Origin of the sequence: Streptomyces sparsogenes subsp. cuspidosporus (genome assembly GCF_039532705.1) — a bacterium.
In the GTDB taxonomy this organism is placed as follows: Bacteria; Actinomycetota; Actinomycetes; order Streptomycetales; family Streptomycetaceae; genus Streptomyces; species Streptomyces sparsogenes.
The window spans coordinates 24,737-48,203 of the sequence record NZ_BAAASD010000036.1; the positions used below are offsets into that span (position 1 = coordinate 24,737).

Below are 23,467 nucleotides of genomic sequence, written 5' to 3' on the forward strand. Positions count from 1 at the left end.
CATCGTCGGCATTCTTGCTTCCCCCGATTACGGCTAACCAAAACCTTGAAGAAGTGATTGCCATACCGCTGCCCGCGGGCAACACCGGGCATCATTTCACAGGGGTGCTCGGATGTAGCGCGTGATGTAAATCACAGCTTGCTCGCCATAAAGGGAGACCGGCGCCGCCCAAATCCATTTCCGCTCTTCAGGGTGTATTTGTCAGGCATATGGGGTGGTCTGGAAATGGCGCTGCGGGAGGCGGACGATGGGTACCTGACGGCGGCCGGAGCGGGGCCGTCGGCACGGGGGGTGCGGGATGGACGCGGAGCGGCGGCGGAGCGACGGCGGGGGCCGGGCGCTGGGGCTGCGGCTCTGGGTCGCCGTCACCACCCGTCAGGCCCATGAGGCGATGCGCCGGGCGGCGGACGACCCGGCGCGGGCCGCCGCGCTGTCCCAGACGATCCAGCATCTCGCCGCCATCGAGCGCCTGTTGCCCGTTACCGATCCGCTCCGGGGCGACCTCGTCCCCCTGCTGACCGCGCTGAGGCGCCTGCGGCTCGCCCGGCCCCCGGCCGACGTCCCGCCTGCGGATGCTCCGTCGGCCGCCGCCCCGTCGGCTGACGCTCCGTCGGATGACGCTTCGCCGGCCGACGACGCGCTGTCCGGCGCCGTCCGGGACGTGCTGGCCTGGGCCGTGGAGGACGTCCCGCGGTTCACGGGGCTCGTGGTGTGGCTGTGCGACATCGTGAACTACCCGCCGATCTCCGCCGAGGCGGCCGGCGAGGAGGTGGCGGCCCTGGGCCTGGACCGACCGGTCCTCGCCCCGCTGCGCGAGCTGCTGGCCGGCATCCGGTCGGGCGAGGGCGACCCCCGGGAGCTGGCCGAGCGCGTCCGGCGCGGCGCGGAGGCCGCCCGGCGCGCCCTGGTGGCCCTGCCGCCGCACGCGCCAGAACGGGCCCGCGTCGCCAGGCTGCACGCCGCTCTGCTGCTCCAGGCCAACCTCCTGGTGCCCGGGACCATGGACTTCGACGACGTGGACGAGGCCGTCTCGGAGCCGGAGCGGGAGCCCACCGGCCGCTCCGCCCGGCCGGGGCAGTTCGGCCCGGAACAGAGGCTGGTCGAACTGATCGACAGCCTACGGGTGGCCCAGACCGGCGACCTGGCCCGCCTGGAGCAGAGCACCGCCCGGCTCCGGGAGGAGATCGAGGCGTTGCCCGGGGACGACGAGGGGGCCGCGGCCACCCGCCTCGCCCTGGCCGGCGGCCTCGCCGGCCGCCTCCACTCGGCGCTGACGCTCGGCGGCAGCCTCCAGGCCGCCGACGCCGCCCTGGAGATAGCCAGGGAACTGCGCGCCGCCTGGCACCGCGAGGGCACGCCGCCGTCCACGAGCACCCTCAACGCGATGGTGTTCGCGTCCCACCACGAGCTGGCCCGGGCGCGCCGCAGCGGGGACTTCACCGTACTGCCGCGCCTCGTCGGGGAACTGACCGGCCTGTACGCCACCCTGCCGCCCGACCAGGAGAACCGCTTCGCCGTCGCCGCCACCCTGGCCGAGCTCCACCGCGAGCAGGCGGCCCGCGGCCAGGACCCGGCCGGGCTCGGCGCCGCGGCCCGTTACCTCCGGGAGGTGGTGGAGACCGACCCGCGGCGGGTCGCCCCCTTGCTCGCCCCCTACTTCCCGGCCCTGCGGGCCTCCGCGCTCACCCAGCTGATGATGATCGAGCCCGGCCGGGAGGCCGCCGACCACGCCGTCGCGGAGGTCCACCGCACGCTCCGGGGCCCGCAGCCCAGCCCCTACCAGGAACTCCAGCTGCGTTACCAGCTCGGCCGGGCCCTGCTGCACACGGCCCGCCACCTCGACGACCCCGACCTGCTCGACCTGTGCGTCACGGAGCTGGCCCGGGTCCGCGAGCTGATCCGCGGCGGGCAGGGCCTCCCGCACAGCGCCGACGCCCTGGCCCAGCTGTCCGACGCCCACTGGCTGCGCCGCCGGCGCGGGGGCCCGGGCGCCGCCGGGGACCGGGAGGCCGCCCTGGCCACCCGGGGCGAGGCGCTGACCGAACTGTCCGCGGACGTCCTGCTCCAACTCGGCTCCGAACACGGCCTGGCCGTGGCCCGCACCGGGTCGGCACAGGCACTCTGGCTGGCCTACTGGACCACCGTGTGTGACCGCCCGGCCGAGGCGGTGGACGCGCTGGAGCTGGGCCGGGCCCTGGTGCTGCGGGCCGCCGCCGCGTCGCGCGGCATTCCCGAACTCCTCGAAGCCCGCGGCCACCCGGACCTGGCCCGGCAGTGGCGCGTCCAGGCCGCCGCCGACCCGCTGCCGCCCGACACCGCCGTGCCGCCGGCCCCGCCCACCGGGCCGGCGATCCCGGGCGGTCTGCGCCGCAGGGCACTCCACGCGCTGGGCGCGGTCGCCGGCGCGGACGCCCGGAAACTGCTCGCCCCCGCCGACCTGCGCGGGCTGCGGGCCGGCCTCACCGCCGCCGGCGCCGACGCGCTCGTCTACCTCGTCCCCGGGCCGGAACCCGGCATGCCGGGCCTCGCCCTGATCCTGCGCCCCGACACCGACCCCGCGGCGCCGGCCGTCCTGAAGCTGCCGCTGCTGACCCCCGGAAGCCCCCCGCTGGAGCGCTACCTCGACGCCACGGTCAAGCGCTCCCGGGTCCTCGCCGACGACACGGTCCACTCGAGCTGGAAAGCGGCGTGGGACGCGCACTGGGAAGCGGCGCTGCGCGCACTGTGCGACTGGGCCTGGCCCGCCGCGATGGGCCCCGTCCTGGCCGCCGTGGGGCCGCTCCACCAGCCCCCGCGGATCGTGCTGGTGCCGTGCGGGCCGCTCGGCGCGGTCGCCTGGCACGCCGCCCGCACCCCGTACGGGAGCGACGGGCGCGAACACCGCTACGCCTGCGAGGAAGCGGTGCTCAGCTACGCCCCCTCCGGCGCCGAGTTCCTGCGGGCCGCGGCCCGGGACCGGATGCCCGCCTCCGCCGGGCAGGTCCTGGTCGCCGACCCCGACCTCACCCTCCTGTGGGCCGGGATCGAGGCGGAGGCGCTGCACGCGACCTGCTACCCCGACGGCCTGCGCTACGGCGAGTTCCCCACCCCCGGCGCCGGCGACGCGCCGGGCACCCCCGAGGACATCCTCGCCGTCCTCCCCGGCGGCACCTCCCCGGCCGCCGTCCTGCACATCTCCTGCCACGCCCTGGCCGGCCCCGACCCCACGCGCTCGGCGCTCCGGCTCGCCGCCCCGCCGGACGGCCCCGAGGACGCCGGACGCCTGACCGTGGCCCGCATCCTGGACGGCGCCGCCACCCCGCGGCCGGCGGCCGCCGGGCCGCTGGTGGTCCTCAGCGCCTGCGAGACCGACCTGAGCACCCGCGACCACGACGAGGCCCTGACCCTGTCCACCGCCCTGGTCGCCCGCGGCGCGACCGACGTCATCGGCTCCCGCTGGGCCGTCCGCGACGCCGCGACGGCCCTGATGATGGCCGTCTTCCACGACTTCGTCACCAGGCACGGCCTCGCCCCCGCGGACGCCCTGCGCGCCGCCCAGATGTGGATGCTCGACCCGCGTCGCGAGCCGCCGCCCCATCTCCACGGCGAACTCGGCCGCGAAGCCGACCGCGGCGACCTCGACCGGATCCACCTGTGGGCCGCCTTCACCCACCAGGGCAACCCGGCGGCGGCCCGCCCCCGGTGAGGGGGTTTCACGCGACACGTCCGCCGTCCTGCGCCCGGCCCGGCCGCGCGTGGGGGAAGGTGAGCGTGCGGGCGGCGCGCGCCCGCACCGGGCCGAGGGACGAAGGAGCCGCCGTGCGCGACGAGGACGTGCTCATCGTGGGGGCGGGCGCGGCCGGGCTCTCGCTCGCCTACCGGCTGTGCGCCCCACCGCCGCCCGGCGCACCCACCCCCCGGGTGACCCTGGTCGACGCGCCCCCCGGCCCGCTGCGCCCCCCGGAGCGTACCTGGTGCTACTGGGAGCCGCCGGGAGGCGAGTTCGACGAGGCGCTGACCGCGTCCTGGGGGCGGCTGCGGGTACGGGGGCCCGCCGGGGAACCGATCGTCGGCCGCCCGGCCCATCTGCGGTACAAGATGCTCCGCTCCGGTGACTTCGAGGCGTTCGTGGGGCGGCGGCTCGACGGGTGCCCCGGCTTCCGCCGGGTGGCGGCCGCCGTGCACACCGTGGCCGACGGGCCGGGCGGGGCCGAGGCGCGGGGCGCCGACGCCGCCGGGGCCCCCGTGGTGCTGCGGGCCCGCTGGGCGTTCGACTCCCGCCCGCCGCCGCCGTCGCCGCCCGCCCGGACCAGGCTGGCGCAGCACTTCCGCGGCTGGTTCCTGCGCACCGACCGGCCCCGGTTCGACCCGGCCGTCGTGGACCTCATGGACTTCCGCACCCCCCAGCCCCCGCGCGGCACCTCCTTCGGCTACGTGCTGCCGCTCGGCCCCCGGGAAGCGCTCGTCGAATACACCGAGTTCTCCCCGGCACCGCTTGACGACGCGGCGTACGACCGGGCGCTGGCCCACTACGCGCGGCAGCTGCTGGGGCCGGCGCGGTGGGAGGTCGTCGCCGTCGAGCAGGGGGTGATCCCGATGACCGACGCCCGCTTCCCGCGGCGGGCCGGCGCCTCGGTGTTCCGGATCGGCACGGCCGGCGGCGCCACCCGCCCCGCCACGGGATACACCTTCGCCGCCGTCCAGCGGCAGGCCCGGGCCGTCGCGGCCGCCTGGCGGCGCGGGCGCCCCCCGGTGCCCCCGCGCCCGTACCCGGCCCCGCACCGGGTCATGGACGCGGTGCTGCTGCGGGCGCTGGCGGCCGGCCGGGTGGACGGCGCGGCGTTCTTCACCGGCCTGTTCCGGCACGTGCCCATCGAGCGGCTGCTGCGCTTCCTCGACGGGCGGACCCGGCTCGCCGAGAACCTCGCCATCGGCCTGCGCACCCCCGTCCCCGCGATGCTGCGCACCGCCCTCGAACTGCCATGGCTGCGCAGGCGGCCATGACCGTGCTGCGCGACGACGACCTCACTGCGGCGTTCGACCGCGCCGCGCCCGGCTACGACCGGCTGGTGGCCGTCAACCCCGGCTACCACGCCCAGCTGCGGCGCTCCGCCCGGCGGCTGGGCCTGCCGGGGCGGGGAGCCGGGCTGCGGCTGCTCGACCTCGGCTGCGGAACGGGGGCGTCCACCGCCGCGCTGCTCACCGTGGCGCCCGAGGCGGAGATCGTCGCCGTGGACCGCTCGGCCGGCATGCTGGCGCGGGCGGCCGCCAAGCCCTGGCCGGCCGGGGTGCGGTTCGTCCGGGCCCCGGCGGAGGGCCTCGCCGCCGCCGGGGTCGCTGGGCCGTTCGACGCGGTGTTCGCCGCCTACCTCGTCCGCAACGTCACCGATCCGGACCGGCTGCTCGCCACGGTGTACGGGCTGCTCGCCCCGGGCGGGCGGCTGGCCGTCCACGACTACCTCCTCGGCGGCGGCCGCCGGCACCGGGCGCTGTGGACCGCGGTGTGCCGCGCGATCATCCAGCCCGCCGGGGCGCTCACCGGCGCCGTCCGGCCCGGTACGCCTCCAGGGCGCCTGAGCCCCTGTCGACGGTCGACCGTGCTCGCCCCCTCGTTCCTCGGGGCCTGTGCGCGCTCTCCCTTTCACGGCGCACATCAGCGCCTCCGGCGCGGGTGGCGCGCCTCTTCGGGTCACGGCGACCTCTACCGCCATCTGCGGCGCAGCGTGCTGGAGTTCGACACCGCCCCCGCCTTCCGCGACCGGCTCCGGCGGGCGGGCTTCACCCGGGTGCGGGTGCTGCCCGTGCCCGGCTGGCAGACGGGCATCGTCCACACCGTCGTCGGCAGCGTGCCGGACGGGCCGGACGGGCCGGACGACGGAGGCGCGGCGTGCGGCCGACCTCCGGCGGCGCGGCGGCCGGCGCCGAGCCGGACCGGGCCCGCGACCGCCGGGCCCGGGTGCTGCCGCCGCCGCCCGGCCGGCCCCGGATCGCCGGGGCGCCGCCGCGGGTGGCGGTGGCCGGGGGCGGCATCGCCGGCCTCGCGGCCGCCCTCTGCCTGGCGGAACGCGGGGTGCGGGTCACGCTGTACGAGCGCGAGGAGCGGCTCGGCGGGCGGCTCGCGGGGTGGCCGGTGCGGCTGGACGACGGCTCCCGGGCGACCATGAGCCGGGGCTTCCATGCCTTCTTCCGGCAGTACTACAACCTGCGCGGCCTGCTGCGGCGCGCCGACCCCCGGCTGGGCATGCTCACCGCGCTGCCGGACTACCCGCTGCGGCACAGCTCCGGCCGGTACGAGAGCTTCGCCCGGGTGCCGCGCACCCCGCCGCTCAACGCCCTGGGCTTCGTCGCGCTCAGCCCCAGCTTCGGCCTGCGCGACCTGGCGCGGATGCGGCCCGCCGCGGCGCTGCCGCTGCTGGACGTGCGCGTGCCGGAGGTGTACGAACGGCTGGACCGCGTCAGCGCGTGGGACTTCCTGGCGCGCGTCCGCTTCCCCGAGGCCGCGCGCCACCTGGCGTTCACGGTGTTCTCCCGGAGCTTCTTCGCCGACCCGCGCGAACTGTCCGCCGCCGAGCTGGCGCTGATGTTCCACATCTACTTCCTCGGCTCCGCCGAGGGGCTGCTGTTCGACGTGGTCCGCGAGCCCTTCCCGCAGGCCCTGTGGGAGCCGCTCGGCCGCCGCCTCGCGGACCTGGGGGCACAGCTGAGCTGTGCCACGCCGGTGGAGAGCGTGGAGCCCGCGCCCGGCGGCGGGCTGCGGGTCACCGCCGGCGGCGTGACCCGCCCCTACGACGCGGCCGTCCTGGCGCTGGACACCGGCGGGCTGCGGCAGGTGGTGGCCGGCTCGCCCCGGCTGGGCACCAGCCGGTGGCGGGCGGGCGTCGAACGGCTGCGCACCGCACCGCCGTTCCTGGTGTCCCGGCTGTGGCTGGACCGGCCGGTGGCGCGCGGCCGCCCCGGGTTCCTCGGCACCGCCGGCTACGGCCCGCTGGACAACGTCAGCGTCCTGGAGCGCTGGGAGGGGGAGGCCGCCCGCTGGGCCGCCCGCAGCGGCGGCTCGGTGGTCGAACTGCACGCGTACGCCCTCGACCCGGGCGCCGACCGGGAGGCCGAGCAGGACCGGCTCCTCGCCCAACTGCACCGCGTCTACCCGGAGACCCGGGGCGCGCGGATCCTCGGCTCGTGCCACGAGTGGCGGGCGGACTGCCCGTTGTTCCCGGTGGGCGGCCACGCCGGCCGGCCCACGGTCCGCACCCCGGACCCGGCCGTGGTGCTGGCCGGCGACCTGGTCCGCACCGACCTTCCGGTGGCGCTGATGGAGCGCGCGGCCACCACCGGATTCCTCGCCGCCAACGCCCTGCTCGAGCGTTGGGGCGTCCGGGGCGAGACCCTGTGGACCGTCCCCGCCCAGGGCCGCTGCGGACCGCTGCGCGCCTGGGCCGGGCTCGCCGCGCGCTGACCGACCGCCCGGCCGCCCGCCCGGCCGGGACCGCCGCTCAGCCCGGGAAGACCCCCGCGCTGCGCAGCGCCCAGCGGCGCTCCGCGTAGGCCAGGTCGTCGCGCCACAGCCGGCCGGCCGCGGCGCGCATCACGGGCCGCAGCAGGGGCGCCAGGGCGCGCGCGACGGCGAAACCCGGGCGGTCCGAGGCCGCGACGACCGCCTCGATCACCGCCGTACGGGGGTGTCCGGCCGCGTCGGGCGACAGCGGCGTGGCATGCGTCTCGACGACCGAGCCCCGCCCCTCTCCCTCCACGACCCGCATGACGACGGTACGCGGCCCGGGCGCGGTGAACCGCGCCAGCACCGGCACCGTGGCCCGCCCCGCCACCTTGAAGGACACCTCCACGGTGAACCCGTCGCCGTCCGCGGTGTCCTGGCCGGAGGGCGTGTCCACCACCGTCAGATCCACGAAGGAGTACGGGTGGAGCCATGCGCCGTGCCAGGGATCGAGCCGGTTGGCCACCACGTCCTGCGGCTCGCAGCGGCCGACGCCGGTGTAGACGGCGGTCACCGCCTCGGCGGGACGCGGCCGGGCCGGGACGACCGGGCGCTCCAGCGGCGGCTCCCCGCCGGCCCGGTCCAGCCGCACCCAGGCCAGCACGCCGTCGTCGTACGACGGGAAGGGGGACCAGCCCGGCAGCGGTCCGCCGGGGAGCGCCAGCCCGTGCCAGCGGCAGATCAGGGTGCCGCGGCGGACCGGGCCGTCCTTCAGCGGGGCCCCGAGGTGCGGGCACGCCCCGGGGCCGGTCCGCAGCCGGCCGTCGGCGTCGCGCCAGGCGACGACCTCCACCCCGGCGACGGTACGGCCGAACGCGTGCCCCGGCCGGATGTCGCGGGCGGCCGCCAGCACGTACCAGTCGCCGCCGGGCCGGGCCTGGGCGCGTCGCAGCGCCTCGGCGATGAGCCCGGCCCTGGCGTCCCGCCAGGTGGGCCGCTGCCGCTCCCAGGGGACGGGCGCGCGACGCAGCCGCAGCGGATAGCGCCCCCGTGGGGCGCGCCGGTCGGAGTCGGTCATGCGGTGCCCTTCCACCCGGGGGTTCACTGTCGGGGACGCCCGACCGGGGCGGCCGGCCGCGACCGGCCGGCCCGGGCCCGGAGCCGCGCGGCCGCGACCCGGCCGAGACCGTCCAGCGCGACCGCGGCGCGGCTGCGGCGCGGGACCACGGCCCGGCGGTGCACCACCGCGTAGCCGTCCCGCGCGATGGCGTCCAGGATGCCGCCGTACAGCACGAACGCGGTCCGCACACACGGCCGGGACACCGGATCCAGTATGGCCAGGCCCGGGGCCGCCGCCCGGTAGACGCCCCGCGTCAGCCGGGCGGCCGCCCGCAGCGCGGCCACGATGCGCGGGTCGCGGGCGCCGGTCGCGTGGCTCCACTCCAGCAGCTCCCGGTCGACGCCGTGCGCGGCGAGCAGGTCGCCGGGCAGATACACCCGGCCGCGGTCCAGGTCCTCTCCCACGTCCCGCAGGAAGTTGGTGAGCTGGAAGGCGATCCCCAGCGCCGCGGCGTGCGGAGCGGCCTCGGCACGCGGTACGACCGTGCCCAGGACGGGCAGTATCTGCAGCCCGATGACGGCGGCGGAGCCGTGCATGTAGGAGCGCAGGTCCGCGTAGGTCGGGTAGTCGGTGACCACCAGGTCGCTGCGCATGGCGGCCATGAAGTCGGTGAAGTGCCGGTGGTCGATGTCGTACACGGAGGCCGTGTGGGCCAGGGCCCGCACCACCGGCTCCTCGCTCCGCCCCGTCCGCAGCCCCAAGGCCAGCCGCTCCTGGAGCGCGTCGAGCGCGGCGGCCCGCTCGGCGGGACCCGCGCCGCAGCTCAGGTCGTCGACGATGTCGTCGGCCCAGCGGGCGAAGCCGTACAGCGCGTGCACCGCCGGCCGGCGGGCCGGCGGCAGCAGCCGGGTGGCCAGGAAGTACGTCCTGCCGTGCCGCGCGTTGAGCGCCCGGCAGCGGGCGTAGGCGGCGCGCAGCGCCGGGTCGGTGATGCCCGCGGCGGTCAGTTCCCGGCCGGTCACGGCCGACCGCCTCGCTCCGGCGCGCGCCGGCGGGCCGGCGGGCCGGTGATGCGGGCGGCGGCCAGCTTCCCGGAGAGCAGCACCGTCGGCACCCCGACCCCGGGGGTGGTGCCACAGCCGGCCAGCACCGCGTTGGCGACCCCGCGCACCAGGTTGCGGGGGCGGAACGGGCCGGTCTGGGCGAAGGTGTGGGCGGCCGAGAAGGGGGTGCCCGCGGCGTGCCCCTGTGCGCTCCAGTCGGCCGGGGTGACCAGGCACTCCTCCTCGATGGCGGCGCCGAGCCCGGCCAGCCCGCGCCGCTCGAGCTCGGTCAGCAGGCGGTCGCGGTAGCGGGGGGCCAGCTCCCGCCAGGCGCGGGGGTCCGGGCCGATCTCGGTGTTGGGGCAGGGCGCGAGGATGTAGTGCAGATGGCGACCGGGCGGGGCCAGGCCCGGGTCGTGGGTCGTGGGGCGGGTGATCAGCAGCGAGGGGTCGGTCATCAGCGCACCCGCGCGGGTCAGCTCATGGAAGGTGCTCTTCCAGGCGGTGCCGAAGGACAGGGTGTGGTGGGACAGCTGCGGCCAGGTGCGGTCGGTGCCCGCGTGCAGCACCACCGCCGAGGGCGCGTGGCGCAGCCGCAGCGGGCGGCGCGGCCGCCGCCCCAGCAGCCGGTAGGCGACCGGCAGGTCAGGGGTGAGCACCACGGCGTCACAGGGGATCCGCCCCCGGTGGGTGATCACCGCGGTGATCCGCTCGCCCGTGCGCTCCAGGCGGGTGACGCGGTGCCGGTAGCGGAGGTCGGCGCCCGCCCGGGCCGCCGCGTCGGCCAGGGCCCGCGGCAGGGCGTGCATGCCGCCGCGCGGGAAGTACACCCCGGCCACGGTGTCCATGTAGGCGATGACGGCGTACGCGGCCAGCGCCCGGGCCGGCGGCACCCCCACGTACAGGGACTGGAAGCTGAACACCCGGCGCACCCGCTCGTCGGCGAGGAAGCGGCCGAGCCGGGCGTCGAGCCGGCCGAAGCCGCCGAGCGCGGCCAGCCGTGCCACATCGGGGTGCAGCAGCCGCAGCGGCGAGTCGTAGTTGGTGTCGATGAAACGGCGCATCTGGACCGCGTAGAGCTCCTTAAGCCAGGCCCGCAGCCGCCGGTAGCCGAGCGCCTCCCGGGCGCCCGCGAAGCGCCGGACCTCGCTTTCCATGGCCTCGGCGCGGGTGTGCACGTCGAGGTGGTCGCCGTCGGCGAACCGGGCGCGGTAGGCGGGATGCAGCTCGATCAGGCTCAGGTGGTCGGAGAGCCGGTCGCCGACCGCGGCGAGCGCCTCCTCGATCAGGTCCGGCATGGTGAGCACGGTGGGGCCGGTGTCCAGGTGGAAGCCGCCGCGCTCCACGCGGCCGGCCCGCCCGCCGGGCACGGCCGCCCGCTCGACGACGGTCACCTCGCGCCCCGCGCCGAGGAGGTGGAGGGCGGTGGCGAGGCCGGCCAGGCCCGCCCCGACCACCACCACCCGGTCGGTGCGGCCGGGCACGGTCCTCATCGGGCCCGGCCCGCGGTCGGTTCTCCCTGCGCACGGCGCATGAGTCTCCCTTCACGACGTCGGCCGGCCCCCGCATCCGGCCCCGGGCCCCCATCCGGACCTCGGCATTCGGACCCGGCATTCGGACCCGGCATTCGGTTCCCGACATGGGGACAGGTGCCCGCTCGCCGACGATCGCGGTCATGATCCACCCGATCGGCGGACAGGCGGCCGGGCGAAGTCCTGCACCCCTGGGCAAGACGCTGTGCGCTGCTCGGCAAGAGGCGGCGCGGCGCCCGCCCTACCGTGGCCGGGCGCCCTGCCGGGCACAGCCATCCCGAAACGAGGAAAGCGACACATGCCGTACATCACCGTGGGCCAGGAGAACTCCACCCCCATCGACCTGTACTACGAGGACCACGGAAGCGGGCAGCCGGTCGTCCTCATCCACGGTTTCCCGCTCGACGGCCACTCCTGGGAGCGGCAGACGGCCGTGCTGCTCGACGCCGGCTACCGCGTGATCACCTACGACCGTCGCGGTTTCGGGCAGTCGAGCCAGCCGACGACCGGGTACGACTACGACACCTTCGCGGCCGACCTGAACACCGTGCTGGAGACCCTCGACCTGCGGGACGCCGTCCTGGTCGGGTTCTCGATGGGCACCGGCGAGGTCGCCCGCTACGTGTCCGCGTACGGCTCCGCCCGGGTCGCCAAGGTCGCCTTCCTGGCCTCGCTGGAGCCCTGCCTGCTCAAGAGCGACGACAACCCCGACGGGGTGGCCCCCAAGGAGTTCTTCGACGGCGTCGTCGCCGCCGTCAAGGCGGACCGGTACGCGTACTACACCGCCTTCTACAAGGACTTCTACAACCTGGACGAGAACCTCGGCACCAGGATCAGCGAGGAGGCCGTGCGCAACAGCTGGAACGTGGCCGCGGGCGGTGGGTTCTACGCGGCGGCCGCCGCGCCCTCGACCTGGTACACCGACTTCCGCGCCGACATCCCGGCCATCGACGTGCCGGCCCTGATCCTGCACGGCACGGCCGACCGGATCCTGCCCGTCGAGGGCACCGGGCGGCCGTTCCACCAGGCGCTCCCGTCCGCCGAGTACGTGGAGATCGAGGGCGCCCCGCACGGCCTGCTGTGGACCCACGCGGAGGAGGTCAACGCCGCGCTCCTCGCCTTCCTGGCGAAGTGAGCACGGCGAAGTGACCGCGCCCCGCAAGCACCACCACCGCCGGAACGAAGAGGCCCCCATGCAGTTCGGTATTTTCTCGGTGGGGGACGTCACCCCCGACCCGACCAACGGCCGTGACCCCTCGGAGCACGAACGCATCAAGGCGATGGTCGCCATCGCGCTGAAGGCGGAGGAGGTCGGCCTGGACGTCTTCGCGACCGGCGAGCACCACAACCCGCCGTTCGTGCCGTCCTCGCCGACCACGATGCTCGGCTTCATCGCCGCCCGCACCGAGAAGCTGATCCTGTCCACCGCCACCACGCTGATCACCACCAACGACCCGGTGAAGATCGCCGAGGACTACGCGATGCTCCAGCACCTGGCCGACGGCCGGGTGGACCTGATGATGGGCCGTGGCAACACCGGCCCGGTGTATCCGTGGTTCGGCCAGGACATACGGCAGGGAATCAACCTCGCCAAGGAGAACTACGCCCTGCTGCGCCGGCTGTGGCGGGAGGACGTGGTGGACTGGGAGGGCAGGTTCCGTACGCCCCTCCAGGGCTTCACCTCCACCCCCCGGCCGCTGGACGGCACACCCCCGTTCGTGTGGCACGGCTCGATCCGCTCGCCCGAGATCGCCGAGCAGGCGGCCTACTACGGCGACGGCTTCTTCCACAACAACATCTTCTGGCCCACCGACCACACCCGGCGGATGGTGCAGCTGTACCGGCGGCGCTACGCCCACCACGGCCACGGCCGGCCCGAGGAGGCCATCGTGGGCCTGGGCGGGCAGGTGTTCATGCGGAAGAACTCCCAGGACGCGGTACGGGAGTTCCGCCCCTACTTCGACAACGCGCCCGTCTACGGGCACGGGCCCTCGCTGGAGGAGTTCACCGAGCAGACCCCGCTGACGGTGGGCTCCCCCCAGCAGGTCATCGAGCGGACGCTGTCCTTCCGTGAGTTTGTCGGCGACTACCAGCGGCAGTTGTTCCTCATGGACCACGCCGGATTGCCCCTGAAGACCGTCCTGGAGCAGCTGGACATCCTCGGCGAAGAGGTGGTGCCCGTGCTGCGGAAGGAGTTCGCGATCGGCCGCCCGGCCGATGTGCCGGACGCCCCCACCCACGAGACGCTGCGCGCCCGCGGGGAGGTGTCCGCCGCATGAGGCTCGTCGCCGTCTCGGCGGGGCTGAGCACCCCGTCCTCCACCCGTCTGCTCGCCGACCGGCTGGCCGAGTCGGCCGGCGGCGAACTCGAGGCCCGGGGCCACGAGGTGCGGGTCGACGTCATCGAGCTGCGGGAGCTGGCCGTCGCCGTCGCCAACCACCTGGTCACCGGCTTCCCCGCGCCGCCGCTCGCCACCGCGATCGACGCGGTCACCGGCGCCCACGGGCTGATCGCCGTGACCCCCGTGTTCACCGCCTCGTACAGCGGGCTGTTCAAGTCCTTCTTCGACCTGATCGACCCGGAGGCCCTCACCGGGAAACCGGTCCTGGTCGCGGCGACGGGCGGCACGGCCCGCCACTCCCTGGTCCTGGAACACGCCCTGCGCCCGCTGTTCAGCTATCTGCGTGCCGCCCTGGTCCCCACCGCGGTGTACGCGGCCTCCGAGGACTGGGGGTCCGGCGGCGACGACTACACGGAGGGCCTGCCCGCGCGCATCCGGCGGGCGGGCGGCGAGCTGGCCGCCCTCATGGCCGCCCGCCCGGACCGGGAGACGAACGGGGACGACGTGGACGCGCTCGAGCGGCAACTCTCCGACCTGCGGTTCGACTGAGGCGGCCGGCCGCATGGGGATCTCAGTCGTCCAGCCGGAGCCTCTCCCGCAACTGGCCCCGGGAGGTGATCCCCAGCTTCGGATAGATCCGGTACAGGTGGGCTCCGATGGTGCGGTGGGAGAGGTAGAGCTGCTGGCCGATCTCCCGGTTGGACAGCCCGGTCGCCGCCAGCTGCGCGATCTGCAGTTCCTGCGGGGTGAGCAGATCCCAGTCCGCGGGGCTGCTCTGGTCGCCCCGCTCGCCCGCGGAGCGGAGTTCCTGACCCGCGCGCTCGTGCCACGGCTCGGCCCCCAGCGAGGCGAAGCACTCCCGGGCGATCCGCAGCGGCGCCCGGGACTCCATCACCCGGCGCCTGCGGCGCAGCCAGGTGCCGTGGGCGAGCAGGAGGCGGGCCCGGGTGAAGGGGTCCCGGGACAGATCCAGGCCGAGCGCCGCCCGGAACGCCGCCTCGGCGTCCTCGTCGTCGGCCAGCAGAGCGTGGGCGAAGCTCAGGTTCGTCCTGATCAGCCGGGCCGTCGTGGCCGCGGACGCGCCGTCGAGCCGGCTGAGGGCGGCCCGTGCCGCCGTCCTGTCCTCCTCCCGCACGGCGGCCTCGGCGAGCACCGGGATCGCGATGAACTGGAGATACGGGTGGTGGGCGGGGTCCGCGGGGTCGAAGACCCGCCAGACGCAGCCGAACGCCTCGGCGTGACGGCCGGCCGCGAGCGCGATCAGGCCCCGGGTGATCTGGACGTAGGCGAGGTTCGACGGGTTCGCCACGGCGATCACCCCGCGTTCGGCCCGTTCGACGGCGGCCCGCGCCGTCTCCAGCTCCCCGCGCACCGCCGACAGCTGGGCCTTGGCGATGAGCGCGCCGGTGAGCCAGCGGGGCTGGGCGTTCTCCTCCGCGAGCCGGGCGGCCTCGGCCACGCTCGGCAGACCCGATTCCCAGTCCACGGTGTGCGCCGATACGAACGACAGCGACACCAGGGTCTGGGCGAGGAGCCACAGCCGTCCCTGGGCCCGCAGACCGGCCGCCGCGTGACGGAGGAACCCCGCCGCGTGGTCGTAGCCCCCCATCATCGTGGCCGCCGTGCCGAGCGTGGCGGCGGCGAGGGCGTCGTAGCCTCCCTCGCTCTCCAGGCGCTCGAACCGCTCGATCACCGTGGCGCCGCGCTCCAGCGGGGCGGCGCCGGCGAGGACGAACACCAGCTCGGGGTGCAGCTCGGGGACCGGCAGCCGCTCGGCCGCCGCCACCACGCGCTCGCGCATGGCGCGGCCCGGGTCGGACCACCAGCAGCGTCGGGCCGCCGTGCGCAGCAGCCGCAGCGCGAGTCCGGGATCACCGGCGTCCGCCGCCTCCTCCGCCGTGGCGATGAGGAGGCGCAGCCGCGGGACGTTGTTCGACACATCGGTTTCGAGTCCCTCGCGCAGCAGCACCGTCTGGGCCCGCTCCAGCACGTCGAGCTTCAGCGGCGCCACCCGGTGGAGAAGAGCCGATGCCTGGTCCGCCCTGCCGAGTTCCAGAGCCAGTCCAGCGGCCTTGAGCAGGCGTTTCGCCGTGTGCGAAGGGAGCTCGCCCAGCGCGATGGACCGCTCCAGGGCCGCCAGGGCCACGGCCGGCGCGCCCCGCTCCTCCGCCCTGGCGGCGGTCCGGTCCAGCTCCGCGGCGACGGATTCGTCGCGCCGGCCGCTGGCCGCGGCCCGGTGCCAGATCTGACGGTCGGGCTGCCCGTCCAGGACCGCGGCCAGCGCGCTGTGCGCGGTGAGGCGCTCGGTGAGCGAAGCGGACTGCAGGACGGCCGACCGCACCAGGGGGTGGCAGAACCGGATCCGGTATTCGTCCACCGTGACCAGGCCGAGCTCCACCGCGGGGGACACGGAGTCCGGCGCGACATCAAAGCCCGCCAGCACCGAAGCGGCCGCGAGGACCTCGCCCAGCGCCCCCTCGTCGTCGGAGGCCGCGACGAGCAGCACGCTCCGCGTGTCGGTCGGCAGGTCGGACAGCCGCGACGCGAAGGTCTGCTCCAGCCTGGCGGTGAGGGGGACGGCCGAGGAGGTCAGGGCCGCCGCGGCCGCACCCTGCCGGCGCAGCGCGGCGGGCAGCTCGATGACGGCCAGGGGGTTGCCCGCGGCCGCGTCGAGCACCCGGTGCCGCAGTGGCGGATCCAGCCCCGGCTCCACGGCGTCCAGCAGCGCCCCGGCATCGCCCGGGGTGAGCGGGGGAAGCCGCAGTTCGCGCAGTCCGAGGGTGTCCAGGGGCGTGGGGTGTCCGTCGCGGACGCCGAACAGCATCCCCAAGGGCTCGGCCCCGAGCCGGCGGGCCATGAACGCGAGCACGTCCAGGGTCGGCGAGTCGAGCCACTGCGCGTCGTCGACGACCAGCAGCACGGGCGCCCGGCCGGCCGCTTCGCTGAGCAGGTCGAGCGTGGCCAGCGCGATCAGGAAGAGCTGCGGGGGCTGCCCGGCGGGGGGCGGCGCGGCCATGCCGAAGGCCCCCAGCAACGCCTCCGCCTGCACCGGAGGCAGCCGTGGCACCCGGTCCAGCATCGTCCGCGTCAGCTGGTACAGCCCGGCGAACGGCAGATGGGTCTCGGCCTCCACGCCGGACGCGGAGAGCACGGTGAACCCCGAGCGCTCCGCCTGGCGCGCGGCCCGGGCCAGGAGGGCGGACTTGCCGATCCCCGGAGCGCCGCGCACCACGAGGGCCTGGCCCTCCTCGGGCAGCCCGGCCACGAGCGCGTCGAGAACGGTGACTTCCTTCTCCCTGCCGAACAGGTCGTCGTCCGACATCCGACCCGACATGCGTTGACCCCCAGGCCCTGTGCGTTTTGAGCAGGTCCAGTGCGTTTGAGCTGCAGAAACATTCTATGAGGGGACAGCGGGACAAGGTCGCGGGGGGCCGCGCGGGGCGGTGACGGCACACGCCGGGGCCCGGCCCCCACAGTCACTTCGCAGTCATTGTGCCGATGCCCCGGGAGCAGGCAGGAGCCAGGCTCGGGGGAGTGTTTGAAAGTTTGAAAGGCTCCACGATGGCCGCTCCCGACGAGGCGGGCTCCGGCACCATCCGCACGGCCCCGCTGGGCCGGCTCCAGGTCACCACGGTCGAAGGCGACCCGCCGAAGGCCCTGCGGGCCCGGCGGCTCGCCACCCAGGGCGATGAGGACCAGGACGTGGTCGTGAAGCTGTTGAGCAAAGGGAGCGCCCGCCTCCAGCAGGACGCCCGCGATGTGACCCTGCGGGCCGGGGACGTCTTCGTCTACGACAGGGGGCGCCCGTTCCGGCTGACCTTTCCCGAGCGCTTCCGGACCGTCTCCGTCATGATCCCCCGGCGGATGCTGGGGCTGAACGAGACGCAGCTACGGCAGATCACGGCGTCCCCGCTGCGCCCCGACACGGCGCTCGGCGGACTGCTGTCCACCTTCCTGGACAGGCTCGCGGACACGGCGGGAAACTACCGCCCGCACATCGGCGAGCTGCTCGCCCGCAACGTCGTGGACATCCTGACCGTCCTGGCCGACGAGCGGCTCGGCAGCACCTCCACGGACACCTCGAGCGGCGACGCGGCGATGCTGCTGCGCATCCGCGCGTACATCGACCGGCACCTCGCCGATCCGGAGCTGAGCCCGCGGACCATCGCCGGGGCCCACCACATTTCCGTGCGCTACCTGCACAAGCTCTTCGAGGCCGAGGACACCACGGCCGGCCGGTGGATCCAGAGCCGCCGACTGGAGGCGTGCCGGCGGGACCTGGGCCGCCGGGAGACCATGGGCCGCACCATCGCCGCGGTGGCACACGGGTGGGGCTTCGCCAGCGCCGCCCACTTCAGCCGGGTCTTCCGGGCCGCGTACGGGATGTCGCCCAGCGAGTGGCGGGACGCTCACCGCCCCGCCGCCCGGTAGGCCGGCGCGGTCCGGTGGACGGGCAGCAGCCCACCCGCGGGTGGTTGTACCGCTTGCGCCATCGCTTGCGCCATTGCTTGCGCCATTGATGGAAAAGCGCACCTCAAGAGCGTGCCTCAGGTGTCGAAGCGGCGGCGGGAAGCCTCGATATGGGTGAGGTAGGTGTGGGTCCAGCCGCACATTCCGTCGATCGTCCTGCGCAGGGCCCGGCCCGGCTCGGTGAGGGTGTACTCGACCCGCGGCGGCACGGTGGGGTGCACGGTCCGCTCGACCAGGCCGTTGCGCTCCAGCATGCGCAGGTTCTGGGTGAGCATCTTGTGGCTGATGCCCTCGACCTCGTCGCGCAGTTCGCTGAACCGCAGGGTGCGCTCCCCGAGAAACTCGATGATCAGGAGCGCCCACTTGTTGGCGACGTCCGAGAAGATCTCCCGCGCCAGGGAGTCCGCCCGCGCCAGATCCGCTTCCTCGGCCATGCCCCTGAACTGCTTGGTCACCATGAGGTTCCCCAGTCACTGAAAAGTGCGTTCTTCCATGTCAGCGACCACTCTCTTACGGTTCCCGAGTAACCACAAGAGACCGAGAGGCGGGCAGTATGGCCATCACTCTGATCAACCCCAGCGGATTGCCGGAGATCGACGCGTACCGGCAGGTGTCGATCGCGACCGGGTCCAAGCTGGTCTTCATCGCCGGGCAGGTGGCCTGGGACGCCGACGGGGTCACGGTCGGCGAGGGCGACCTCGCCGCGCAGGTCGAGCGGTGCTACGTCAACATCGGCGCCGCCCTGGCCGGGGCCGGCGGCTCCTTCGACGATGTGGCGAAGCTGACCGTCCACGTCGTCGACTGGAGCCCCGACAAGATGCCCCTCCTCCTGGAGGGGATGGCCCGGGCGGCCGCGACACTGGGGGTAACCCCGGTGCCGCCGGCCACGCTGATCGGGGTCGCGGCGCTGGACGTACCCGAGCATCTGGTCGAGGTGGAGGCCACCGCGGTCATCGACTGACCCGTCCCCACGCCCCGCCGCTGAGTCGCCGTGTCCGTCAGGGCCCTCCGGTCAGGAACCTTGGAAGATCGTCGTGCACAGCAGCGTCCGGCCGTCGTCCACCAGCCAGGCCCAGTAACGCCTCCGGTCGTTCGGCCCCTCCACGCAGTTGCGGGCACTGGCACCCGCGGGCGCCTGGTAGACGCCGGAGATGTGCATGATCTGGTTGTAGGCGGAGGGGACGCGCCGCGCCCGGCAGTCCACGGCCGTCATCGGGCCGATCGAGATGCTGTCGCCGGACTGAGTGCCGAGTACGCAGTAGTTCTTGAGGTAGATGCGGCTGACGCAGAGCTTCGTGGTCTCACCCGACACGGATGAGGCGTACGTCCACGACGCCTTCCCGGTGCCGCTGGGGCAGACGCTGTCCGAGGTGCTGGTGACGCGGACGAGCCCCGCCCACTGGCTGCCGCAGGACACCGGGGTCGGCGGCACATCGGCGCTCCAGTCGATGACGTTCCCGCGGCGGCCCGTGTCGTAGACGGGCAGGCAGTCACCGACCGAGACGGCCTTGAACGCCTCCTCGGTCGGGTCGGGGGTGGGGGAGGAGGTCTCCGGGTCGGGCTCCTCGGTCGTGGGCTCGCTGGTGGTGTCCGCGCTCGAATCCCCGTCCGTCTCCGGGGTGTCGGCGTACGGGGTGCCGGTGTCCGGATCGGTGGCGTACGAGCCGCCGCCGGTCGGGGAGGGGCTCTCGGACGAGCTGTTCGACGAGCCGGCCTGGGAGTCCGGGCTGTCGCCACCCTTCCAGGGCTGCCAGGCCAGGAGTACCAGTGCGAACACCAGCAGGACGGCCAGTGCGAGGCCGCCGCCGGACGAACCCCCCTGACCGGTCCTGCCACTTGACGCGGAGGTGGCCGGTTTCTCCCGCGTCCCGGCGCCGCCCGTGTTCCCCCCTTTCCCGCCGCTCCCGGCGCTCCCGGGTTTCCCAGTGCTCCCGGGTTTCCCGGCGCTCCCGGCGCTCCCGGCGCCCGCGGCGCCCGCGGCGCCCCCAGTGCTCCCGGCGCCCCCCGTGGCCGCGGCTTTCCCGGGTCGCCCGGCCTTGCGCCGCTCCTCGGCCTGCCGCGCCTTGGCGCGCCTGGCGGCCTCGGCCAGGTCGCGCATCTCCTGCTGCCTGACCTCGCGGGTCTCGCGCGCCCGCTGCTCCCGCTCCCGCCGCGCCGCCCGCTCCCGGGTGTCGAGGAGGGTGGGCGCGGGCGGGGGGACCGGTCGGGTGTGCTCGTCGGACATCGCGGCCGCGGCGCCGCGGTCCGCGTCCAGCGCCCGCCCGTGGGCCTCGTACGCGTCGATCAGCGCCGTCCACCGCACCGGCAGCCAACGCTGCTCACGCCCCCGTCCGGACGCCCCGTCGGCCTTCTCCAGGAAGCGCACCAACAGGTCTTCGAGCGTGGGGCGCAGGCCGGGGTCGATGGCCAGGCAGGGGCGGATCAGCGGGTCGAGCTCCGGCGGCAGGCCGGCCAGGTCGAGCGTGCCGGTCTGCACCCGGGCCAGCCGCTGGAGGGGTCCGTCGTCGACCTCGGGGTAGGGGGCGCGCCCCACGGCGAGGTGGAAGAGCGTCGCGCCCAGCGAGAACACGTCGGAGGCCGGGGTGGAGCGTTGGCCGAGCGCCTGTTCCGGCGAGGTGTAGTCGATCGTGCCCAGCGTCAGCGAGGTGGTCGTCTTGTCGATGGCGTGCGAGATGCCGAAGTCGATGACCAGCGGGCCGGTGAGCGGCAGCAGGATGTTCTGGGGTTTGACGTCGCGGTGCACGACACCCTTGTCGTGCAGGGCGAGCAGGGCCTGCGCGGCGCCCGCCGCGACCCAGGGCAGGGCGGACGGCGGCAGCGGCCCCGCCTCGCGGACCAGGTCGCCGAGGGAGGGCGCCGGGACGTACTCGATGGCCATCCAGGGCCGCCCGGCCCGCGCGTCGGCGTCGACCACCCGGGCCGTGTAGGCGCTGTCGACCCGCCGGGCCAGCTCCACCTCGCGCGCGAACCGCTTCCGGTCGGGCTCGCTGACCACGCCCTCGGCCAGCAGGGTCTTGACCGCGACGAGCGGGCCGTCCGGGCGGGACCGCGCCAGGTAGATCCGCCCCATGCCGCCCGTGGTGAGCCGCCACAGAAGCCGGTAGGACCCGAGCCGCTTCGGATCGTCCTCACCGAGCGGCCTGATGCCGATTCCGGCCATCCCCCGTCATCCTCCCCCGTAGTCCCGCCGCGCGGTGATGCGGCATTCGAGTGTGCTGCATCCCGGGGCGGCGGGACAACCGTGATCCATTTCCGGAAACATTTCGGGACCAGCCAGCTGAATCCCGTTGTCGCAAGCGGGTGTTGGCGATCCCGTCCGAGAAGGCAGAGTTCAGCGGGGAAGCGGTGGGGGAGGTGGGGCACGTTCCTTCCGGAATCGTTCCGGAAGAAAGCGTTGACGTTGCGTCAGCTCCGCAGGATACTCCGCTTCGCCCGCACCGGCCTCTCCCGCCGACCGGCGCCGACCAGCACACCGACGGACGGGCACCCCGACCTGTGCTCCTGGAGGAAAAATGCTCGGAAGCGCGCGCAACCGCATACGGATCGCACTCGTCGCCGCGGCCACGGCCGCCCTGGCGGCCTTCTCGGTGGCCCCGTCCCCGGCGGCCACGCCCGGGGAGGCGCGTGGCGGCACGGCCTGGGCCAACTGCCCCGGCGGATACGTGGGTCTGACCTACGACGACGGACCGAACCCCGCCTCGACACAGGCGCTGCTGAGCGCCCTGCGGGCGGGTGGCGCCAAGGCCACCTTCTTCATCTGGGGGCAGCACGCCGAACAGTACCCGGACCTGCTCAGGGCCGAGCAGGCGGCGGGCATGTGGATCGCCAACCACACCGCCACACACGCCCACCTCACCCAGATCGGCGAGCCGGCCGCGTACAACGAGATCGCCACCGCCCAGAACACCGTCCGGCGCATCACCGGACAGTCGCCCACCCTTTTCCGGCCGCCGTACGGCGAGACCAACGCGCAGGTCAAGTCGGACGCCGCCCGCCTCGGGCTGACCGAGGTCCTGTGGAGTGTGGACTCCCAGGACTGGAACGGCGCCGGCACCCAGCAGATCGTCCAGGCCGCGGCCGGCATGCGGGCGGGCGGCATCATCCTCATGCACGACGGTGGCTACCAGACCACCGTCAACGCCGTGCCGCAGATCCTCAGCGGGCTCGCCTCGCGAGGGCTGTGCCCGGGCAGGATCACCGCGGGAGCCGGCGGCACCGCGGTCGTCACCGCACCCTGAACGGCACTCCGAACGGCCGCTGCCCGAACGTCAGTTCCCGGCCACGGGGTGAGGAGCGTCCGCGCGCGGGGCGCACCGGGCGACCACCGCCACCGCCTGCTCGATCCGGGCGTCGGTGAGGTCCCCGCGCGCGGTGAGCCGCAGCCGGGAGAAGCGGTCGGGAACGGAGGGCGGCCGGAAGCAGCCGACCGCCACCCCCGCCTCCCGGCAGGCGCGCGCCCACGCCACGGCCGCCTCGGGCGACGGCGCGCGGACCGACACCACGGCCGCGTCGGGCACGCTCGCCTCGAGCCCCGCGGCCGTCAGGCCCGCGGACAGCCGGCGGGCCACCTCCCTGGCCCGCGCGGCGCGCTCCGGCTCCTCGCGCAGCAGCCGCAGGGCGCCCAGGGCCGCCCCCACGCTCGCGGGGGCGAGCCCGGTGTCGAAGATGAAGGTGCGGGCCGTCTCCACCAGGTGCCGGACGACCCTGCGGGGGCCCAGGACGGCCCCGCCCTGCGACCCCAGGGACTTCGACAGCGTCACCGTCGCCACCACATCCGGTGAGCCGGCCAGCCCGGCGGCCGCCAGGGCCCCGGCCCCGCCGTCCCCCACCACGCCCAGGCCATGGGCGTCGTCCACCAGCAGCGCGGCGCCGTGCGCGCGGCAGGCCCCGGCCAGCTCCGCCAGCGGCGCCGCGTCGCCGTCCACCGAGAACACCGAGTCGGTCACCACCAGGGCCCGGCCCCCGTCGCGCCCCGCGAGCGCGGCGCGCACCGCGTCCGGATCGCGGTGCCCCACGGGCGCCACCTCCGCCCGGGAGAGCCGGCAGCCGTCGATGAGCGACGCGTGGTTGTACGCGTCGGCGACGATCAGCGTGCCCGGTCCGGTCAGCGCGGTCAGCGCGGCGAGGTTGGCCGCGTATCCGGAGGAGAAGACCAGCGCGGCCTCGGCCCCGCAGAACGCGGCGAGCTCCTCCTCCAGTTCGGTGTGCAGCTCCGTGGTGCCCGTGACCAGCCGTGACCCGGTGGCGCCGGCGCCCCAGCGCAGCGCCGCGTCGGCGGCCGCCCGCACCACCCGGGGGTGGCGGACCAGCCCCAGGTAATCGTTGCTCGCCAGATCCAGCAGCGGGTCCACGGCCGGCCGGGGACGCGGGCGACGGGTCAGCCCGGCCCGGGCACGCAGCTCCGCGCGCCGGTCGACCCAGTCGAACACCGCCGCGGGGTCGGGGGCGGCGCCCTCCGGGCGGGCACGGTGGGATTCCGGACTGGTCGGCTGGACGGTGCGGTTGGCCATGGCGGAACTCTGACACGCATCCGGGGACACGCTCCAGGCAGGCCCAGCCGCGTCGCCGTGGATACCGGGTGATACCGCGCACATCATGCCGACGGCC

Annotated in this window: 16 protein-coding genes and 2 pseudogenes; 11 read left to right on the plus strand and 7 right to left on the minus strand. The window is 75.3% G+C overall.

Annotated elements, in window-relative coordinates; translation table 11 throughout:
- Positions 1 to 298 precede the first annotated feature (298 nt).
- From ABFY07_RS31565 to ABFY07_RS31580, 5 genes and pseudogenes are all read left to right on the plus strand, one after another.
- Complete coding sequence (locus ABFY07_RS31565; protein WP_346177770.1) at positions 299 to 3,685, plus strand: CHAT domain-containing protein; 3,387 nt, start codon at positions 299 to 301, stop codon at positions 3,683 to 3,685.
- A gap of 113 nt (positions 3,686 to 3,798) precedes the next feature.
- Positions 3,799 to 4,983: a lycopene cyclase family protein gene (locus ABFY07_RS31570; RefSeq protein WP_346177771.1), complete on the plus strand. Its 1,185-nt coding sequence runs from the start codon at positions 3,799 to 3,801 to the stop codon at positions 4,981 to 4,983.
- Positions 4,980 to 5,516 (plus strand): annotated as a pseudogene (locus ABFY07_RS31575) (class I SAM-dependent methyltransferase); the annotation flags it as partial. The gene ABFY07_RS31570 and the pseudogene ABFY07_RS31575, both read left to right, overlap by 4 nt.
- Positions 5,517 to 5,663: 147 nt before the next feature.
- Positions 5,664 to 5,840: pseudogene (locus tag ABFY07_RS43265) on the plus strand (ubiquinone biosynthesis methyltransferase UbiE); the annotation flags it as partial.
- Between the two features lie 26 nt (positions 5,841 to 5,866).
- Positions 5,867 to 7,435 (plus strand): FAD-dependent oxidoreductase, encoded by a 1,569-nt coding sequence (locus tag ABFY07_RS31580; RefSeq protein WP_346177772.1) that lies wholly within the window; start codon positions 5,867 to 5,869, stop codon positions 7,433 to 7,435.
- A 37-nt stretch (positions 7,436 to 7,472) separates the two neighbouring features.
- On the opposite strand, the gene ABFY07_RS31585 is transcribed toward ABFY07_RS31580, so the two are convergent.
- The 3 genes from ABFY07_RS31585 to crtI are packed head-to-tail and all read right to left on the minus strand — an operon-like array spanning position 7,473 to position 11,010.
- Positions 7,473 to 8,492 (minus strand): DUF5914 domain-containing protein, encoded by a 1,020-nt coding sequence (locus ABFY07_RS31585; RefSeq protein ID WP_346177773.1) that lies wholly within the window; start codon positions 8,490 to 8,492, stop codon positions 7,473 to 7,475.
- Positions 8,493 to 8,515: 23 nt separating this feature from the next.
- Positions 8,516 to 9,496: a phytoene/squalene synthase family protein gene (locus ABFY07_RS31590; RefSeq protein ID WP_346177774.1), complete on the minus strand. Its 981-nt coding sequence runs from the start codon at positions 9,494 to 9,496 to the stop codon at positions 8,516 to 8,518.
- Positions 9,493 to 11,010, minus strand: coding sequence for a phytoene desaturase family protein (gene crtI / locus ABFY07_RS31595; RefSeq protein WP_346177775.1), 1,518 nt, complete (start codon positions 11,008 to 11,010; stop codon positions 9,493 to 9,495). The genes ABFY07_RS31590 and crtI overlap by 4 nt, the downstream gene beginning before the upstream one ends.
- Before the next feature lie 337 nt (positions 11,011 to 11,347).
- Here crtI and ABFY07_RS31600 point away from each other — a divergent pair, with 337 nt between their 5' ends.
- Genes ABFY07_RS31600 through ABFY07_RS31610 form a run of 3 tightly spaced genes read left to right on the plus strand, consistent with a single transcriptional unit; the run spans position 11,348 to position 13,939 of the window.
- Positions 11,348 to 12,184, plus strand: a complete 837-nt coding sequence (locus tag ABFY07_RS31600; RefSeq protein WP_346177776.1) for an alpha/beta fold hydrolase — start codon at positions 11,348 to 11,350, stop codon at positions 12,182 to 12,184.
- Between the two features lie 58 nt (positions 12,185 to 12,242).
- Entirely contained in the window at positions 12,243 to 13,328 is a 1,086-nt protein-coding gene (locus tag ABFY07_RS31605) for an LLM class flavin-dependent oxidoreductase (protein ID WP_346177777.1), read from the plus strand.
- The gene (locus tag ABFY07_RS31610) at positions 13,325 to 13,939 is read left to right on the plus strand and encodes an FMN reductase (RefSeq protein ID WP_346177778.1); all 615 of its coding nucleotides are present in this window, start codon (positions 13,325 to 13,327) and stop codon (positions 13,937 to 13,939) included. The genes ABFY07_RS31605 and ABFY07_RS31610 overlap by 4 nt, the downstream gene beginning before the upstream one ends.
- A gap of 22 nt (positions 13,940 to 13,961) precedes the next feature.
- Here ABFY07_RS31610 and ABFY07_RS31615 read toward each other — a convergent pair whose 3' ends face one another.
- On the minus strand, positions 13,962 to 16,712 hold the full coding sequence (locus ABFY07_RS31615) for an ATP-binding protein (RefSeq protein WP_346177779.1): 2,751 nt from the start codon (positions 16,710 to 16,712) through the stop codon (positions 13,962 to 13,964).
- A 239-nt stretch (positions 16,713 to 16,951) separates the two neighbouring features.
- Between ABFY07_RS31615 and ABFY07_RS31620 the strand changes: the two genes are divergently transcribed.
- Positions 16,952 to 17,821: an AraC-like ligand-binding domain-containing protein gene (locus tag ABFY07_RS31620; RefSeq protein ID WP_346177780.1), complete on the plus strand. Its 870-nt coding sequence runs from the start codon at positions 16,952 to 16,954 to the stop codon at positions 17,819 to 17,821.
- A gap of 116 nt (positions 17,822 to 17,937) precedes the next feature.
- Here the strand turns inward: ABFY07_RS31620 and ABFY07_RS31625 are convergent, their stop codons facing one another.
- Positions 17,938 to 18,318: a winged helix-turn-helix transcriptional regulator gene (locus tag ABFY07_RS31625; protein ID WP_346177781.1), complete on the minus strand. Its 381-nt coding sequence runs from the start codon at positions 18,316 to 18,318 to the stop codon at positions 17,938 to 17,940.
- Between the two features lie 95 nt (positions 18,319 to 18,413).
- Here ABFY07_RS31625 and ABFY07_RS31630 point away from each other — a divergent pair, with 95 nt between their 5' ends.
- Positions 18,414 to 18,821: a RidA family protein gene (locus ABFY07_RS31630; protein ID WP_065967745.1), complete on the plus strand. Its 408-nt coding sequence runs from the start codon at positions 18,414 to 18,416 to the stop codon at positions 18,819 to 18,821.
- A gap of 51 nt (positions 18,822 to 18,872) precedes the next feature.
- On the opposite strand, the gene ABFY07_RS31635 is transcribed toward ABFY07_RS31630, so the two are convergent.
- Positions 18,873 to 21,020: a serine/threonine-protein kinase gene (locus ABFY07_RS31635; protein ID WP_346177782.1), complete on the minus strand. Its 2,148-nt coding sequence runs from the start codon at positions 21,018 to 21,020 to the stop codon at positions 18,873 to 18,875.
- Positions 21,021 to 21,372: 352 nt separating this feature from the next.
- On the opposite strand from ABFY07_RS31635, the gene ABFY07_RS31640 reads away from it, so the two are divergent.
- Positions 21,373 to 22,098, plus strand: a complete 726-nt coding sequence (locus tag ABFY07_RS31640) for a polysaccharide deacetylase family protein (protein ID WP_346177783.1) — start codon at positions 21,373 to 21,375, stop codon at positions 22,096 to 22,098.
- Positions 22,099 to 22,128: 30 nt separating this feature from the next.
- Here the strand turns inward: ABFY07_RS31640 and ABFY07_RS31645 are convergent, their stop codons facing one another.
- Positions 22,129 to 23,370, minus strand: coding sequence for an 8-amino-7-oxononanoate synthase (locus ABFY07_RS31645; protein ID WP_346177784.1), 1,242 nt, complete (start codon positions 23,368 to 23,370; stop codon positions 22,129 to 22,131).
- Between the last annotated feature and the right edge of the window lie 97 nt (positions 23,371 to 23,467).

Excerpts from the sequence above, each read along its gene's own strand:
- ABFY07_RS31625 (WP_346177781.1), bottom strand. The coding sequence starts at position 18,318 with ATGGTGACCAAGCAGTTCAGGGGCATGGCCGAGGAAGCGGATCTGGCG.
- ABFY07_RS31585 (WP_346177773.1), bottom strand. The coding sequence starts at position 8,492 with ATGACCGACTCCGACCGGCGCGCCCCACGGGGGCGCTATCCGCTGCGG.
- ABFY07_RS31610 (WP_346177778.1), top strand. The coding sequence starts at position 13,325 with ATGAGGCTCGTCGCCGTCTCGGCGGGGCTGAGCACCCCGTCCTCCACC.
- ABFY07_RS31565 (WP_346177770.1), top strand. The coding sequence starts at position 299 with ATGGACGCGGAGCGGCGGCGGAGCGACGGCGGGGGCCGGGCGCTGGGG.
- ABFY07_RS31645 (WP_346177784.1), bottom strand. The coding sequence starts at position 23,370 with ATGGCCAACCGCACCGTCCAGCCGACCAGTCCGGAATCCCACCGTGCC.
- ABFY07_RS31635 (WP_346177782.1), bottom strand. The coding sequence starts at position 21,020 with ATGGCCGGAATCGGCATCAGGCCGCTCGGTGAGGACGATCCGAAGCGG.
- crtI (WP_346177775.1), bottom strand. The coding sequence starts at position 11,010 with ATGAGGACCGTGCCCGGCCGCACCGACCGGGTGGTGGTGGTCGGGGCG.
- ABFY07_RS31630 (WP_065967745.1), top strand. The coding sequence starts at position 18,414 with ATGGCCATCACTCTGATCAACCCCAGCGGATTGCCGGAGATCGACGCG.
- ABFY07_RS31615 (WP_346177779.1), bottom strand. The coding sequence starts at position 16,712 with ATGTCGGACGACGACCTGTTCGGCAGGGAGAAGGAAGTCACCGTTCTC.
- ABFY07_RS31640 (WP_346177783.1), top strand. The coding sequence starts at position 21,373 with ATGCTCGGAAGCGCGCGCAACCGCATACGGATCGCACTCGTCGCCGCG.
- ABFY07_RS31600 (WP_346177776.1), top strand. The coding sequence starts at position 11,348 with ATGCCGTACATCACCGTGGGCCAGGAGAACTCCACCCCCATCGACCTG.
- ABFY07_RS31605 (WP_346177777.1), top strand. The coding sequence starts at position 12,243 with ATGCAGTTCGGTATTTTCTCGGTGGGGGACGTCACCCCCGACCCGACC.
- ABFY07_RS31620 (WP_346177780.1), top strand. The coding sequence starts at position 16,952 with ATGGCCGCTCCCGACGAGGCGGGCTCCGGCACCATCCGCACGGCCCCG.